The organism is Rheinheimera pacifica (assembly GCF_900108485.1).
Taxonomy (GTDB): domain Bacteria; phylum Pseudomonadota; class Gammaproteobacteria; order Enterobacterales; family Alteromonadaceae; genus Alishewanella; species Alishewanella pacifica.
In genome coordinates, this window is the sequence record NZ_FNXF01000001.1 from 496,236 (window position 1) to 513,204 (window position 16,969).

At 50.8% G+C, this 16,969-nt stretch carries 13 protein-coding genes; 4 read left to right on the plus strand and 9 right to left on the minus strand.

All coding sequences use genetic code 11. The features are described from left to right. Nucleotides 1-55: 55 nt before the first annotated feature. Nucleotides 56-1,486, minus strand: coding sequence for a membrane-bound lytic murein transglycosylase MltF (gene mltF / locus BLW68_RS02260; RefSeq protein ID WP_092789732.1), 1,431 nt, complete (start codon nucleotides 1,484-1,486; stop codon nucleotides 56-58). Nucleotides 1,487-1,638: 152 nt separating this feature from the next. Between mltF and purL the strand changes: the two genes are divergently transcribed. Further along, a complete protein-coding gene (purL, locus tag BLW68_RS02265; RefSeq protein WP_092789736.1) occupies nucleotides 1,639-5,532 on the plus strand; it encodes a phosphoribosylformylglycinamidine synthase in 3,894 nt (1,297 codons plus the stop codon). A 101-nt stretch (nucleotides 5,533-5,633) separates the two neighbouring features. On the opposite strand, the gene BLW68_RS02270 is transcribed toward purL, so the two are convergent. From BLW68_RS02270 to BLW68_RS02295, 6 genes are all read right to left on the minus strand, one after another. Next, entirely contained in the window at nucleotides 5,634-6,551 is a 918-nt protein-coding gene (locus tag BLW68_RS02270; RefSeq protein ID WP_092789738.1) for a histone deacetylase family protein, read from the minus strand. Then, on the minus strand, nucleotides 6,551-8,413 hold the full coding sequence (locus tag BLW68_RS02275; RefSeq protein WP_092789741.1) for a bifunctional acetyl-CoA hydrolase/transferase family protein/GNAT family N-acetyltransferase: 1,863 nt from the start codon (nucleotides 8,411-8,413) through the stop codon (nucleotides 6,551-6,553). Before BLW68_RS02275 ends, BLW68_RS02270 begins: the two co-directional genes overlap by 1 nt. A 93-nt stretch (nucleotides 8,414-8,506) precedes the next feature. Continuing rightward, entirely contained in the window at nucleotides 8,507-9,205 is a 699-nt protein-coding gene (locus BLW68_RS02280) for an OmpW/AlkL family protein (protein WP_092789743.1), read from the minus strand. Between the two features lie 134 nt (nucleotides 9,206-9,339). Next, nucleotides 9,340-10,797 (minus strand): DUF3300 domain-containing protein, encoded by a 1,458-nt coding sequence (locus BLW68_RS02285; RefSeq protein WP_092789745.1) that lies wholly within the window; start codon nucleotides 10,795-10,797, stop codon nucleotides 9,340-9,342. A gap of 165 nt (nucleotides 10,798-10,962) precedes the next feature. Continuing rightward, nucleotides 10,963-12,675, minus strand: coding sequence for a bifunctional ornithine lipid synthase OlsF (gene olsF, locus BLW68_RS02290; protein WP_092789747.1), 1,713 nt, complete (start codon nucleotides 12,673-12,675; stop codon nucleotides 10,963-10,965). A gap of 92 nt (nucleotides 12,676-12,767) precedes the next feature. Continuing rightward, nucleotides 12,768-13,553 (minus strand): UDP-2,3-diacylglucosamine diphosphatase, encoded by a 786-nt coding sequence (locus BLW68_RS02295; protein WP_092789749.1) that lies wholly within the window; start codon nucleotides 13,551-13,553, stop codon nucleotides 12,768-12,770. A gap of 88 nt (nucleotides 13,554-13,641) precedes the next feature. On the opposite strand from BLW68_RS02295, the gene BLW68_RS02300 reads away from it, so the two are divergent. Then, entirely contained in the window at nucleotides 13,642-14,562 is a 921-nt protein-coding gene (locus tag BLW68_RS02300) for a 2-hydroxyacid dehydrogenase (RefSeq protein WP_092789752.1), read from the plus strand. Nucleotide 14,563: 1 nt separating this feature from the next. Then, nucleotides 14,564-15,145: a GNAT family N-acetyltransferase gene (locus BLW68_RS02305; RefSeq protein WP_092789754.1), complete on the plus strand. Its 582-nt coding sequence runs from the start codon at nucleotides 14,564-14,566 to the stop codon at nucleotides 15,143-15,145. A 291-nt stretch (nucleotides 15,146-15,436) separates the two neighbouring features. Here BLW68_RS02305 and smrA read toward each other — a convergent pair whose 3' ends face one another. Next, nucleotides 15,437-16,027, minus strand: a complete 591-nt coding sequence (gene smrA / locus BLW68_RS02310; RefSeq protein WP_092789756.1) for a DNA endonuclease SmrA — start codon at nucleotides 16,025-16,027, stop codon at nucleotides 15,437-15,439. A gap of 69 nt (nucleotides 16,028-16,096) precedes the next feature. After that, nucleotides 16,097-16,381, minus strand: coding sequence for a hypothetical protein (locus BLW68_RS02315; protein ID WP_092789758.1), 285 nt, complete (start codon nucleotides 16,379-16,381; stop codon nucleotides 16,097-16,099). A 183-nt stretch (nucleotides 16,382-16,564) separates the two neighbouring features. Between BLW68_RS02315 and BLW68_RS02320 the strand changes: the two genes are divergently transcribed. Continuing rightward, complete coding sequence (locus BLW68_RS02320; RefSeq protein WP_092789760.1) at nucleotides 16,565-16,969, plus strand: hypothetical protein; 405 nt, start codon at nucleotides 16,565-16,567, stop codon at nucleotides 16,967-16,969.

The following is a 16,969-nucleotide window of genomic DNA, read 5'->3' on the forward strand; positions in this document are numbered from 1 at the left end:
TTTTTGCCTAATGTGCTTACTATGGATGCGTATTGGCGCGGTTTCAATAGCTGCTTTAATTGTTGTCCTGTGGTGGCTCTGGCAATATTTCTATACTGAGTTGCTCGGTTAAGCGCTGTTTTTGTAGCTCCAGCCGTTGCTCTGCCTGTTGGCGTTCATCTACCCATAACAAGGTGTCGTAGTAGCGGCGGATATTTTCGACATAAGTTACCGCTTCATCACCGCGGGCGTAACCATATTTAGTGGTTTGATAGACATTTTTTTGCCGCAGCAACGGCAGGCGCTGTTTTACATCCAGCCATTTATCCGGATCAGCCCCCTGGCGCTGGGTAATAATGCGCGCATCTTCCACATGGCCCCAACCTACATTATAAGACGCCAGCGCAAACCAGAGCCGGTCAGGCATGGTAATACGCTCTGGTATCCGGGTAACCATCCGGTGCAGGTAACGGCTGCCACCCAGTATGCTTTGTTCCGGATCAAGCCGGCTGGCAACACCCATCTGCTGTGCTGTAGGTAAGGTTAGCATCATTAAGCCGCGCACACCGGTCGGGCTTTTGGCTTTCGGATCCCAGTGCGATTCCTGATAACTGAGTGCAGCCAGTAAGCGCCAGTCCAGCTCACCGGCATATTGCATAAACCAGGCTTTAAACTTCGGCAGCTGTTGTTCTATCGCATCGATATACACCAGCGTATCTACGTAATCGAACAGTTGTACATGGCCAAAGTAACGATCTTCCAGTGCAATAAGTTCGCCGCCCTGATACATAGCACCAAAGAACTCAATCAATACGGCATAGAGTGAATCATCGCTGTTATCTGCCAGTAACCAGCTAACCGGTAAGTTGTCGCGCACGGTAAAGGCAATACTAAGGTTAGGGTAAAAGCGCCGGTTTAGTGCCAGCTGGTTTGAGTCAGTCAGGGTGTAAGCAATATTACCGTCAACCACCTGCTGTAAAATCTCGTCGGCATCGAGGGTCGGGTGTTGCAGCCATTGTAGATCCGGTTTATCCAGGTTTAGCTGTTGCAGTGTTTCGGCATGGCTGCTGTCTTTTACTACAACTACAGTATCGGTCAGGTCGTCCAGCGAGCGGGGCCAGGTATTGCCTTGTTTAAATACTAATACTTCATTTATCCAGCGATACGCCGGTGATGAACGGTACTTGCCTTTGCGCAGCTCTGTTAGGGTCAGGCCGCCGGCAATATAGTCAACCTGGCCGCTTTGCAGCTTTTGCAGCAGTTCGTCCAGTTGGTAGCTGGGAAATAATTCCAGTTTGACACCAAGTTTATCGGCCAGTGCCTGGCTTAGTTCCAGCTCGAAACCGGTGGGGCCGTCAATACCAACATAATAGCTGGTAGGGCCGTGCAAAATGCCGACCTTTAAGCTATCACGCTGATATATCTGGTAAAGCTGGCTTTGTGATGGCTCGGGGCTACACCCTGCTAAACACAGTAACAACAGCAACCAGGCCTGACTTTTCCACATCTTTACTAACCTGCAATGTCACGTTCTGCGCTGTTATAACAAACTTCTGTCGCCGCGTCAGTGTTTACTCATACCACTTGAGCAGAAATTTCTTTATAATGGCGCGCCTGTTTTAGGTTCCATCGTCGTTCAATCCACGGGAAAAAAAGCCTATGTTGATCCTGCGTGGTGCGCCAGCACTGTCCGATTTCAGAATTCAGAAGTTACTAGACCAATGCGCCCAGAGTGGCTTAACCATCAGCGGTATTTATGCTGAGTTTATGCACTTTGCTGATGTTAGCAGCGCATTGACTGACGCCCAGCAGCAAACACTGGATAAATTGTTAACCTATGGTCCGGCCATTGCCAGCCATGAACCACGCGGCCAGTTAGTGCTGGTAACGCCCCGGCCGGGCACTATTTCGCCCTGGTCATCTAAAGCGACAGATATTGCCCGTAACTGTGGTTTAACGCCGGTTTCGCGCTTAGAGCGCGGTATTGCCTATTATATTGAGGCTTCTACAGCCTTAACGGCTACGCAGCTAAAGCAGGTTGCTGCCTTATTGCATGACCGCATGATGGAAGCGGTGTTTAGCGAGCTTACCCAGGCACAGGCCCTGTTTACCAAAGCTGAGCCAGCTGCACTTAGCTCGGTGGATATTAAAAACGGCGGCCGTGCGGCGCTGGCTAAAGCCAATATTGATATGGGCCTGGCCCTGGCCGATGATGAAATTGATTATCTGTTTGATAACTTCACCGCGCTTGGCCGTAACCCGAACGACATCGAGCTGTATATGTTCGCTCAGGCGAACTCAGAGCATTGCCGGCACAAAATTTTTAACGCCGATTGGACAATAGACGGCGTACAACAGCCTAAATCGCTGTTTAAAATGATTAAAAACACTTTTGAGCAAACGCCGGACTATGTGTTGTCAGCCTATAAAGACAACGCTGCGGTAATGGAAGGTTCTACCGCTGGCCGTTTTTTTGCTCAGCCAGGTAATTTAACTTATCAGTATCACCATGAACCTATTCATATACTGATGAAAGTAGAAACCCACAACCACCCAACGGCTATTTCGCCATACCCGGGTGCAGCCACTGGTTCTGGTGGTGAAATTCGTGATGAAGGCGCCACCGGTGTGGGTTCTAAACCTAAAGCCGGTTTAGTCGGTTTTTCGGTATCTAACTTACGTATTCCGGGTTTTGAGCAGCCGTGGGAAACCGATTTTGGCAAGCCGGAGCGTATTGTATCGGCGCTGGATATTATGCTGGAAGGCCCTTTGGGCGGCGCGGCGTTTAATAACGAATTTGGCCGACCGGCCATTAACGGTTATTTCCGTACCTATGAAGAAAAGGTACCCAGCCACAATGGCGAGGAAGTACGCGGTTACCATAAGCCGATTATGATTGCCGGTGGTTTGGGCAATATCCGTGCAGATCATGTACAAAAAGGTGATTTACCGGTTGGCGCAAAACTGGTGGTACTAGGCGGCCCGGCGATGAATATCGGCCTGGGCGGCGGTGCGGCATCTTCGATGGCGTCTGGCCAGTCGGCCGAAGATTTAGACTTTGCCTCGGTGCAACGGGAAAACCCGGAAATTGAACGCCGTTGCCAGGAAGTGATCGACCGCTGCTGGCAGCTGGGAAGCGAAAACCCCATCGTATTTATTCATGATGTTGGTGCCGGTGGTTTATCCAACGCCTTCCCTGAGCTGGTTAATGACGGTGGCGTGGGTGGTAAGTTTGAACTGCGCAATGTACCAAACGACGAGCCAGGCATGTCGCCGTTGCAAATTTGGTGTAACGAATCGCAAGAGCGTTATGTGATGGCGATACCGGCCGACAAAATGCCGGTGTTTGAGCAGATCTGTAAACGTGAGCGCGCACCTTTTGCCGTTGTGGGCGAAGCTACAGCCGAGCAACACTTAACGCTGACTGACACCCATTTTGGCAGCACACCGATTGATTTACCGTTAAACGTATTACTGGGTAAAGCACCGAAAATGCACCGCGACGTGCAAAGTGCACAAACCGTGGGCAAAGCACTGGACTTAACCGGCGTAACAGTAAAAGACGCGGCAGAGCGCTTATTGCGTTTACCGGCCATCGCCGAGAAAACCTTCCTGGTGACCATAGGTGATCGCACAGTAACCGGTTTGGTGGCGCGTGACCAGATGGTTGGCCCCTGGCAGGTGCCGGTAGCTAACTGTGGTGTAACCGCAGCCAGTTATGACACCTACCACGGCGAAGCGATGGCCATGGGCGAGCGTACGCCAGTGGCGCTGCTTGATTTTGCTGCGTCTGCCCGTTTAGCGGTAGCTGAAGCCATTACCAATATTGCTGCTACTGACATTGGTGATCTGAAGCGGATTAAATTATCTGCCAACTGGATGGCAGCAGCCGGCCACCCGGGTGAAGACGCCGGTTTATATGCCGCAGTAAAAGCCATTGGCGAAGAGTTGTGCCCGGCACTGGAAGTGACCATTCCGGTCGGTAAAGACTCGATGTCGATGAAAACAAAATGGCAGCAAAACGGTGAAGATAAAGCCGTTACCGCGCCATTGTCATTAGTGATCACTGCGTTTGCCCGCATAGAAGATGTCCGTAAAACGGTTACGCCGCAGCTGCGCACCGACAAAGGCGATACCAGCCTGCTGTTAATTGACTTAGGCCAGGGCCAGAACCGCTTAGGCGCGTCCTGTTTAGCGCAGGTTTATAAGCAGCTGGGCCAGACGCCGGTTGATTTAGACAGCCCACAACTGCTGATTAACTTCTTTAATGCCGTGCAGCAATTAACCCGCGAGCAAAAACTGCTGGCCTACCATGACCGTTCAGACGGTGGTTTATTCGTTACCCTGGCCGAAATGGCCTTTGCCGGTAAAGCCGGAGTACGTGCCGATATCAGCGCACTGGGCAATGATGATATGGCAGTACTGTTCTCTGAAGAGCCAGGCGCGGTGATTCAGGTAGCAACAGCGGATCTGGATTACGTTAAGCAGCTACTGGCGCAGCACCAACTGGGTAACTGCAGCCATGTTATTGGCAGCGTAAACGCGAAGGATGAGCTGGTATTCAGCCGTGGCGATAAAGTGGTATTAAGCGACAGCCGCACCCGCTTACGTTGTATCTGGGCAGAAACCACCTATCAGATGCAGGCACTGCGTGACAACCCGGCTGGCGCCAAACAAGAGTTTGACGCCAAAGCCGATGCCGCCGATCCGGGCCTTAATGTAAAACTTAGCTTTGATTTAAATGCCGATGTCGCCGCACCGTTTATTTTAAAAGGTGCAGCACCTAAAGTGGCCATTTTGCGCGAACAGGGCGTTAACTCGCACGTAGAAATGGCTGCCGCCTTTAACCGTGCCGGTTTTACCGCAGTTGATGTGCATATGAGCGATATACTGGCGGGCCGGGCTAAATTAGCCGATTTTAATGGTTTAGTGGCCTGTGGCGGCTTCTCTTACGGTGATGTACTGGGCGCCGGTGAAGGCTGGGCTAAATCCGTATTGTTTAACGACATTGCGCGTAAGCAGTTTGCTGAGTTCTTTGAGCGCCAAAGCACCTTTTCACTGGGGGTGTGTAACGGCTGTCAGATGATGTCTAACCTCAAGAGCCTGATCCCGGGTGCCGAACTGTGGCCACACTTTGTGCGCAATAAATCTGAGCGCTTTGAGGCCCGTTTTAGCCTGGTAGAAATACAGCAAAGCCCGTCGTTGTTTTTTAACGGTATGGCCGGTTCGCGTATGCCGATTGCTGTATCACACGGTGAAGGCCATGCTGAGTTTGCTTCATCTGAAGCATTCGCCAAAGCTAATCACAGCGGCACGGTTGCCATGCGCTTTGTGGATCATTACGGCAAAGCCACTGAGCAATATCCGCAAAACCCGAACGGCTCGCCAGCCGGTATTACGTCGCTTACCACCACCGATGGCCGTGTAACGATAATGATGCCACATCCGGAGCGGGTATTCCGCGCCGTAGCTAATTCGTGGCAGCCAGACGGCTGGCAGGAAGATAGCCCCTGGATGCGCATGTTCCGCAACGCGCGGGTTTGGTTAGGTTAAGCTAACTAAGCTGTAATAACGAAAAAACCTGCTGCGGCAGGTTTTTTTATGGCTAGCTGAAAGATAAACGCCTCAGCGGTAGGTATTGCCCCGGTGTTTACCTACATCAAGCCTTTTAAAAATGCTACTACGCTGCGGCCCAGTGCGCTTAGGGCGTAGCCGCCTTCCAGTGCGGCGACAATCCTGCCCTGGCAGTATTGGTCGGCCAGTTGTTTTAGCTGTTGCGCTATCCACTGGTAATCGGCTTCGGTTAGCAGAAATTGCGCCATATCATCCTCGCGGTGGCCGTCAAAACCGGCGGATACCAGAATAAGCTGCGGTTTAAATTCGTTAATGCGTGGCAGCCAGTGCTGCAGAATTTGTTCACGCCAGATAGCTGGTTTGCAAAGGGCTGGTAGCGGTAAGTTTTCAATATTACTGGCGCTGGGGTGTTCACCGGTATTGGGGTAAAGCGGATACTGAAAGGATGAGCAAAACAACACCCGCTCATCAGCGGCGAAAATATCTTCAGTGCCGTTGCCGTGATGCACGTCAAAATCGACTATGGCTACCCGGCTAAGCTGGTAGTGCTCAAGCGCGTAAGCGGCTGCAATAGCGATATTGTTAAAAATACAAAAGCCCATAGCCTGGCTACGTGTAGCATGGTGGCCCGGCGGGCGCACATTGCAAAACGCCTGCTGGTTGGTGTCGCTCATAACCTGATCAACTGCATTAATAGTAGCGCCTGCGGCGTGCAGGGCAGCATTAAGGCTGTGTTTCATCATCTGGGTATCAGGGTCTAGCCAGATATGGCCGTCTTCAGGTTTTTTGGCATAAATCTCATCAACATACAGCTTACTGTGTACATGATATAAATCTTCAGCACGGGCCGGTGTGGCATCGCGCTGCTGCACAATAAACTCCAGGCCAGAGCGGATTAACTGATCATTTATTGCACTTAACCGGGCAGGTTGCTCCGGGTGATCGTCCCCGGCCAGGTGTAAATAACAACTGGGGTGGCTAAACAGGGTAATTGCCATCAGTTGTGCTCCGCTGGTTTGCTGCCGGCTGAGCGGGGCAGGCGCAGTTGCAGGTTAACTTCTGTGGGCTCGTCCCCTGGCAGGCGGCTAAAACCGGCTTTTTGGAATACTGCCAGCATGGCTTTGTTTTCTGCCCGCACATAAGCCGACATACTGGTTAAACCGCGTAGTTCAGCAATGGTGATCATCTCCTGCAACAGGCGTTTTGCCATGCCTTTGCCCTGATGTTTTTCACGCGTAACAAAAGCCACTTCGCAGCTTTGATTGTCGTTTAACAGATAATAGCGGCCCACGGCCTGAATTTGTACGACAGAGCCTTTTTGCTTCACAATACACAGCGCCAAATCGCGGGATTGATCAACGCCAACCAGAGTACAGGATTTCTCCCGGCTCATTTGCGTTGGTACGGCGCTATAGCGCAGCTGCAGCGTTTCTTTGGTGTGTGAGTAAAAAAACTCCTGCAAGCGGCGCTCGTCAGATGGGTTTAATGGCCGCAGATCAAACTCTTCGCCGTCAATCAGCAGTTCTTTAAAACCCACATTACCCAGCTCTGGAACTTCCATTGGTGTGTGCAGCTGATAATGCGGTACCCAGTAATGCTTGCGTACTTCTTCCAGCAGCTGCTGGCGAAACTTCGGGTGCGCCACCCGGATCAGCTCCAGCGAGCGTTCGCGGATACTTTTACCACGTAATGATGCCACGCCAAACTCGGTAACCACATAATGCACATGGCCACGCGAGGTTACCACACCAGCGCCTTCAGAAATAAAGGGGACTATGCGTGATATAGTGCCGTTTTGCGCAGTTGAGGGCAGGGCGATAATGGGTTTGCCGCCGCTGCTCATGGATGCGCCGCGGCTAAAATCTACCTGGCCACCAATGCCGCTGTAAAATAAATGGCCAATAGAGTCGGAGACAATCTGGCCGGTTAAATCAACTTCAATGGCGCTGTTAATGGCCACCATATTGTCATTACGGGCGATATTAGTCGGCGAGTTAACATATTCGCTGGGGTAAAAACCCAGATGCGGGTTGGCATGGACAAAATCGTACAGTGCCCTGCTGCCGACACAGAAACTGGTTACCGTTTTGCCCGGATGAAAGGTTTTTTTGCGGTTATTCACCACGCCTTTTTTTATCAGATCCATTACGCCATCAGTAATCAGTTCGCTGTGTACACCAAGATCTTTGTGGTTACCCAGGTAGCGCAGTACGGCATCACAAATTTTGCCGATACCAATTTGTATCGTGGCACCATCTTCTATCAGCAAAGACACATACTGGCCGATCCGCTCAGTAATAGCATCAAGCTCGGGCGCTGGCATTTCTGGCAGTGGCTGGTCGGCATAGAAAAAACTGTCAATCTGATCGCGGTGAATAAAAGCCTGGCCGTAGGTGACCGGCATGGCCGTGTTTACCTGAGCAATCACTTTTTTGGCCGATTTAGCTGCAGCCGATACCACATCTACCGATACGCCAAGTGAGTGATAACCGTGCTCGTCGGCCGGGCTTACCATAATTAATGCAGCATCCAGCGGTAATACGCCTTCGCTGAATAACGAAGGAATGTCTGACATAAAGCAGGGGGTGTAATCGGCACGGCCTTCGGCAACGGCCTGGCGTACTTTGTCGCCACCAATAAATAGTGCATTTACCTTAAACAGTTGCTGATGCTGCGGCTCTACCCACTTATTATCTGCCAGCGTGTATACCTGAACTATTTCAATATCGTGCAGCTGTTTGGCGTTGGCTATCAGATCATCAATCAGGGCGGCGGGGGTACCCGCATGCGAGCCGATAAAAATGCGGTCGCCGGATTTTAACAGCTGTTGCCAGTTCAGCTTAGCGGGGGCTTTAGCCACTGTTATGCTCCGTGTAGTTTGATACAGCTATAGGATAACAGTTTAGGCTAAAAGGCAACCGGGGCGCAGTCGCCTTTAGTCTAAGTGGTGAGTTTATAACTTCCAGCGCAGGCCAACCATGGCAACATAGGGGTCTATGTCAACATCAACGCTTTGCACTGTAGTGCCATTTACCTGGACCCGGCCTGTAGTGTCGATATCCATTTTACTTAGCATCAGGTGCAGGCCCAGCGTATCGGTGAGTTTAATATTTACGCCAGCTTGTAATGCCAGGCCAAAAGAGCTTTTGAGTTTTAGCCCGACATTGTCGTCAGCGCCGGCGACTTCCAGTGCGTTTAGTGCGCCAACCAATTGGGCATCTGCTTTTTCGCTAAAAAACTCAGTGTAATTTAACCCGACACCAACGAAGGGATCAAACATCTGATGCTGCGGCATAAAATGATACTGTGCCAGCAATGTTGGTGGTAAATGCTTGGTTTTACCCACTTTTAAGCCATCAATGGCTGAGCCTTTCACAGTAATATCGTGGCTGAATGGGGTAGCGGCAATCAGTTGTACTGCCCAGTTCGGGTTAATACGGTAGTCAAATGTCAGGCCCAACTGGGTATTAGTGTTAACGCCAACAGCAGTGGAACCTGATGGCAGCCCGGCTACCTGCTCAATAACGTTTAAGCTGGAGCTGCTGTCGTCCGGCGCTACAGTAATGGCACCTACGTTAATCGCAAAGTCGGCAGAGGCAGGAGCAGCGGCTAATAGTGAGGCAAGAGTGATAATGGACAGGGTTGTTTTCATAGTGATCTCCACAGATAAGTTCTGTGGCCAATTGTCCGCTTTGGCCAGCGAAGAATATTGGGCTGGATCAATAAAAAAACGGGGCTGATGTGAATTCAGCCCCGTAGTTTGTTTTATATCAAATAAAGTAAGTATTACTGAATTTGCCGAGCTGGCCGTTCCTGCCGTTGTACAGTAGGAGCCTGGCGTGGTTCACGTACCTGCTGCTGGCTTGGCTGGCGCACAGCAGGCGTTTGTTGCTGTAGCTGAGGCTGCCGCTGCTGCACTGCAGGCTGCTGGTATTGCTGCCTGGGCTGTTGCACCTGAGGTTGCTGTTGTACTGCCTGCTGGCGTTGCTCTGCTCTGAGCTGGCGCTGTTCAGTGCGCTGAGGCTGTGTGGTTTGAACATCACGCTGGCGCAGCTGTTCGGTGCTTATCACCCGCTCTGAGCGTTCTGGCTGCGCCGCCGGCTGGCGCTGCTCTTTTAATTGCTGATTAAGCTGCTGCTGGCGGCGTTCATCGCGATTAACCTCGGTTGGCCGCAGCCGTTGCTCCGTTGAGACATTACGTTGCTCTGTTGAGACATGGCGTTGCTGGCGCTGGTTGTTGTCGTTAGCCTGCCATTCACGGTTCGGCATTCTGACCTGCTCAGCTGTTTTACGCTGATAATGCTGCTTGTTTTCACGCACGGTGACAGTGTTGTCTACACGGGTATGGCGCACCGGCTGGCCCTGCACTTCGCGAGTTGGCTGGCGGTAACCATAGCCTGCGTTGTAATCCCGGTTTAACCGTTCATGGCGGTAATGCACACCACGGCGATGTTCGGTGTTGTGGTGCCAGCGGCGGGCATCCACGTAGTGTCTGTGGCGTACCGGATAATAGCGCGGTGGTTTGTGGTAATAGTGGTGGTGTACTACCACATGGCGATGGTGCCAGTCGAAGATACCAAAATAAAACCAGGGCCGCACATTAACACTTATGCCCCAGTGAAACGGGCTGTTACGGTAATACACGCCTGCGGTATGCCAGTATACCGGCGGGTGTGATGGCCACCACCAGTCGCCATACACTACGCGGGTGTCGTACACCGGCACATAGACAACTTCTTTGCGTGCAGGCTCAATAATAATAATCTCACGTTCACGCTCTACCACCACGTGTTTAGTGTCGTTTAGCGAGCCATTGGCATAGGCCTTTTGCCGCAGGTTCTGAACGCTGGCCAGTACCTGAGTTTCGTCGGCTAAGAACGCCTCGCCAAGCTCCTGCGTCCAGTCCAGATCATTGCTTAGCCGTTCCAGTAATTGTGGAAAAGCCACCAGTGCCTTTACACTTGGATCCCAGCTTTGCTTTTCTACAGCATCGACGGCGGCTTCGCCGGTCAGTTTGGGATTATCTTTTACCCAGCGCGCAGCCTGCACCACTTCCAGCGGGTAGGTTGAGGCAATCAGCACATGGGTTAATACGGTATCGGGATACAGGGCTACCGGCGCCAGCATTTGATCCAACTGCGCCTGTGACAAGGTTTCTTCTTCAGCCCGGACATCAAACGACTGGCTAACCAGCAGCACGCACATCGCCAGAATCCGGCTTAGTTGCAGCATCAGGTTTTTCATCTTGCTATCCTCAGTTTCACCGTTAGCAAATTACTGCACCGACGGCTTTTTGTACAGTGTATAGCTTATAGGGGGATTTGGCTGAATTGAAACTGAACTTTACTGAACCTTTACATAGCAAAACCGGCAGCCAAAGCTGCCAGCTCCAATGAGACTTTAACCGGGCTATTCTGCGTCGATATAGCGCGCTTTTTTACTGGCTTTTAGCATGGTCATATCTACCAGTACCAAACCGTCAACACAGTTGGCAAAACCAGGATCTGTGCCAAAAGCGAGAAACTTCACGCCGCCCGGCTCACACAGTTCGCTGTACTGTTTATACAGTGTGGGTACGCTAACACCCATATTGGCCAGCAAGTGTTTTAGCTGGGTAAAATCCTCAAGGTAGTTATCGCCGCTAAAGTGCTGCTGTAATTCAGATAAAATAGCCTGCGGCAGCTGATAGGGTTGTTTTGACACAGCAGCGCAGGCTTTGTCGCTAAAGTACAGGCTGTAAAAATACACCATAAGATCGCGCGCTGCCTGCGGGTAGCTGTTCGACAGGCTGACACCGCCAAACAGATAGCGAATATCCGGGTTACGTTTTAAGTAAGCGCCAATGCCGTACCATAAATATTCCAGGCTGCGTTTACCCCAATAACGCGGTTGCACAAAGCTGCGGCCCAGTTCTAGCCCGGCATCAAGATACGGCTGCATATTGGCATCAAACTGAAATAATGACGCAGTGTAAAGGCCATTTTCACCGTATTCAGCCAGCACTTTGCGGGTGTTAGCAAAGCGGTAGGCGCCGACAATTTCCAGATCGTCTTTATCCCACAGGATCAACTGCTCGTAGTGGCTGTCAAAGCGGTCGATATCGCGGCGCAGGCCACTGCCTTCTCCGACGGCCCGAAAGGCAAACTCGCGCAGCCGGCCAATTTCGCGTAACACCGGCGAGCTTTGCTGGTGGCAATACAGGTAAATTTGCTTACTATCACCGGTTTGGCCGAGTAATTCACAGGCCTCAACAGCTTTTTTCAGCGTAATACGGTCTTCCGGGTGAGCAATGGCGCTTTGGGTAATAAACAGCGGTGCCTTATCTTTAGCCAGCCGGTACAGGTGTTTTTTAAACAGCTTTACTTTGGCCTGAGTTTCCAGCGCCATATTGGCAAAGGCTTCGTAAGGGATCTGCTCGCCAATGCGCATTTCCAGCTTTTTACGCTGCTGCTTAAACATTTCTTTTACCAGCAGCATGGTCGCCAGTGGCTTGTACAGCATAGAAGCGCCATAAAATAGCGCTGAGTTACGGCCATCAATAAAAATAGGTAATATCGGTGCTTTGGCATTGCTGGCAAAACGTAAAAAGCCGCTGTGCCATTTACCATCACGGATGCCCTCCGGGCGCAGGCGCGATACCTCACCCGACGGAAACAGGATCAACGCACCCTCAGCGGCTAAATGTCGCTGAATATTATCCAGTGCCCGCCGCTCTGTGCCGCCGCTCATATTATTTACCGGCAGTAATAAGTTATGCAGCGGCTCCAGTGCCATCAGTAGCTGGTTGGCAACTACTTTAACATCAGGGCGAATATCACTTACCAGCTTTAACAGCGCCAGGCCATCCAGCGAGCCGATGGGGTGGTTGGCAATAATAACAATGCGGCCGGAGGTGGGGATGCGCTCAATTTCGTTGTCGCGCACCGAATAGCGAAAGTTAAAGTAGTCCAGTACCTGTTCAACAAATTCCAGCCCTTGTAAATGCGGATAAAGGCTGGCAAAGGCAATAAAGTCCTGCTCATGCAGCAAACGGCGCAAGGCGCCTTTTACCGGCTTATACAGCCACGGTTTGTTTGACAGCTGAGGCAGGTTTTGTGCAAGCACTTGTTCGACACTGATCATGGTTCGCTCCGATAGCACTGCAGTAGGCTGCGCTCAGGCTAAAGCGGTTGTATGACAATTCAGTGTCGGATTTATGGCAGTTTGCTGAAATTTCAGGCAGCTTTCTTACTGCTGGCAGCAAGTGGCAAGGCGGCAATTTTTTCTGCCTGCTCGGTCCAGTGATACAACGCCAGGCTGCCATCGGGCTGTTCAATCAAAGCTGTGCAGCTGTCAATCCAGTCGCCATCGTTACAGTAAATAATGCCTTGCTCCAGGCGGATTTCGGCATGATGGATATGGCCGCATACTATGCCGTCAAAACCACCGCGTTTGGCTTTGGCAATAGCTGCTTCACGATAACGGGCTATGGCTTTTTGTGCGCCCGGTACCTTACTTTTAATGTAGGCCGCCAGGCTAAAGTAGCCGCCACCGGTTAACCGGCGCAGGCGGTTATACCAGCGGTTTAAAAACAGTAACAAGTCATACAGATTGTCACCAAGCCAGGCATGTAAGCGGCCAAAGTTAACTTCTTTATCAAACTCGTCACCGTGCAGCAGCAACAATTTTTTGCCCTGTGCTGTGGTATGGCTGGCGCGCAGGGCAATGCGGATATTACCGAAGCTTTTACCGGCATACAGCCGCATGGCTTCGTCGTGGTTGCCGGGGATGTATATTACCTCTACACCTTGTTCGGCTTTATCCAGCAAGCAGCGCAGCACTTTGTTCTGGCTTGGGGTCCAGTGCACCTGTTTGCGCATGGCCCATAAATCGACAATATCACCCAGCAGATAAATGGTTTGAGCCTGAGTATGCTCAAGAAAACTCAGCAGGTAATCTGCCTGGCAGTCTTTGCACCCCAGATGAACGTCAGATAAAAAGATAGTGCGGCAGTTCAGCATCAGTCTGTACCATGTTATCTTTAGGCGCTGCCAGCATCAGCGCGGGCTGTGTCAGCGATATGACGATTTTTTGAAGCTTTGGTGACTTATGAGCCTTGCCCTGATTATTCCCGATCGTAAACTTGACGATTTGCAACAACGCTTAGCACAGGCTTTGCCTGATACCGAGATTGAAGTTTGGCCGCAGATCCGTAACCCGGCAGCTGTTGAATTTGCTGTGGTATGGAAGCAACCGCATGGCAGCCTGGCCAGCCTGCCTGCTTTACAAGCGGTGCAGTGTTTTGGCGCCGGCGTTGACGCCATACTGGCTGACCCCACTTTGCCCGCCTTACCTATCGCCCGTATTGTTGACCCTACGCTGACAGATACCATGGTGCGCTATCTTGATGGTGTGGTCAGTTACTACCGCTTACGCTTAGATGTGTTCAGCGCGCAGCAGCAACAAAAACAGTGGAAGCCGAAAAGCCCAAGAAAGATTGCGCATATTGCTGTGCTTGGCCTGGGCGAACTGGGAGCCGCTGCGGCTACACATTTTGCCAGCCTGGGTTATAGCGTGACTGGCTGGGCCAGAACGCCGAAGCAGCTTGAGCATGTCAGCTGTTTTCATGCTGCAGAAGGCCTTACTAAGGCTGTAGCTGATGCTGATATTGTCATTTGCTTACTACCGCTAACACCGGCAACGCAGCAGATGCTCTCAGAGGGGTTCTTCAGCAGTTTAAAACCCGGTGCCATTTTTATTAATGTGGCTCGCGGCGATATTGTGGATGAAACCGCATTGCAGGCCGCGCTGGACAACGGCCAGTTGCAGGCCGCGTGCCTGGATGTATTTTGCCAGGAGCCGTTACCGGCAGAACATCCATTGTGGAGCCATCCGGCTGTGCTTATTACACCGCATGTTTCAGCAGTAACAGATGTCGGCGCTGTGGTTGAACAAATTGCTGAGAATTACCGGCGTAACCAACGTGGTGAAGCTTTGCTAAATCCGGTAGATATTGGCAGGGGATATTAAAATGCACACCACAGACATTACCACCTGGTTTTTGCAGTTTGATGCGCCAGCGCCACAGCCACCAAAATGGCCGGATGGCGTACAGTTAGCAGAAGCTGAGGTTATCAGCCCCGAGCTAAGCCAGTTTATGTTCAGAACAGTGGGCGGGCCCTGGCGCTGGTTTAGCCGCTTAAGCTGGAATTATCAGCAGTGGCTTGATTATCTGACACAACAGCAGGTACGCACCTGGCTGCTGTGGGTTAAAGGTACACCGGCAGGTTACATTGAGTTATTGAAGCATGCGGATCACAGTGTGGAGATAAAGTTTTTTGGCTTATTGCCGCAATTTATTGGCCAGGGTCTGGGGCTGAAGCTGGCACAGGCCGCTATAGCGCAGGCGGCACAGTGGCAGGCCAGTAAAATATGGCTGCATACCTGCAGTGCCGATCACCCGTCAGCGCTGAAAAATTATCAGCAAGCCGGTTTTGTTATTACCCATATTGAACACAGTACGGAAGCTTTACCGCAGCTGAATGACAGCCGCTTGCTGGCGGCAGATTTTGTCTATTCAGCGTTAGCGCATCACGTTGAAAAGACTGGTTAAATACACAGTTATTGTAACTTTGTTACAACTTAACTACACTCAGTGACGGTTTAAGGAAACTTAGGCCAAGTTGCTAATTAAAATAATAAAATGCGTTACCGAGGTTAGTTATGAGTAAAGCGTCCAGTCGGGGTTTTGGCTTTACCGCAATCGCCGTTGTGGTGTGTCTAATGGCGTTATCGGCATTTTTGACCAAAGCCGAAGCTGTCTGTCTGTTGTGTGGCGGATAGCAGGAATCGAATACAGTCAAACGGATTGACTAAACCTAACCCCCGGCTTGCCGGGGGTTAGTTATTTCTGCGCGCCGCGTTTGCTGTGTAACTCTCTGTTTTCACGCTTTTGTTCGGCATTTTTTTGCAGTAAAACATAAGTGGCTGAATAACCTCCGTGTTGCTTTTGGGCGGTATTACAGGCCAGCACTGTTGGTATTTGTGGTAACCATTTAAATACATAACTGCGCAATATTGCCGGGTGCGGTTTACTGTTACGCCCCATACCGTGGTGAATAAGCAAAGTGCGCACGCCACGCTTATGGCAATCTTCAATAAAGAAAAACAGCTCACGGCGGGCATCGCTCAGGCTTTTGCCCAGCAGGTTTAAAGTGGCGTCCAGCTGATATTTACCCAGGCGCAAATTGCGGTAAACGCCATCTTGTACGCCATCTTTTTTATAAGTGAAGGGCTCGTCCGGCTTTACCAGATCAACATATTCCATGCTGAGATAGTTAGCATCGTACTCCATGTCCTGCTCTGCCGCTTTACGCCGGGCTTGTTGTGCCAGCGTAGGGCTGAACTCGCCGTTTTCCAGCAATACGGCGTCCTGAGATAATGGCGTTACACCAGACATCTCCTGCAGAAACAAGTCTGATTCATCGTTTTGCATAGCGGGTACTCCTGTCTGATCGGTCGGCAATTATAGCCCGCACTGCCGCCAGACAAAAGTAGTGTGTGGTTATTCGGCCTGAGTTGCCAGCGGAGTAGTGGTCGGGCTTTGCTGGGCGGCTTTTTCGGCTTTACGTGCTTTGGCAAAGCGCAGCAGGTAGTAGGCATTAATTAATAATACTAATAAATTAGAGATAACACCCTGTGGAATAGCAATATGGCTGTAGTAAACAAATAACAGGCTACAGCCAATCAGTGTGGCTAAGCGCAGCCAGAACACATCTTTAATAAAAAACGCGCCAATACAGATTGTTAAGCCAACCCAGCTGATAATATCGAACATAATGTTTTCCATAACGTTTTCCTGCGTATCTGGCTGACTAAAATTTGTGCGCATTATGCTGGGCAGAACGCTGTTACTCAACTGAGGAATTTTACTGTTTTCGGATTAGTTTAATTAATGATTGTAATGGCATTGTCATACAGAGCCGAAAAGTTGTTCTACACTTAAACTCAGCTGAACAGGGAGGATCTGCCTATGTTACCTGCAAAATTATATGAAACTCTACCTTATGCTTATATCGCCGTGGGCAGTGCAATTTTACTGGGGATAAACTCGTGGCTGGCAGTGGTTTCCGGCTTACTTATGGTGTTTGCCGGTGCTGTTATCTGGGTGCTGCGTTCAGATAACCGCCGCTCAGACATTAAAGGGGCCAGAAATAAGTACGGCGGGGTTTTACCTTTCTGGTTTTACGAGATGCTGCCTTTTAGCTACTGCATAGTGGCGATGCTGTTGTTTACCGGTAGTGACAATATGTATTTTTACCCGTCGGCAATGATCATGCTGGTAGTGGGAATGCAGTTATGGCTGTTACGCAGTAGTTATCGTAAACATCAGCGGCCTGTACCGGTTAAAACCAGGCCGCTGCGTTTACGTGGTTAG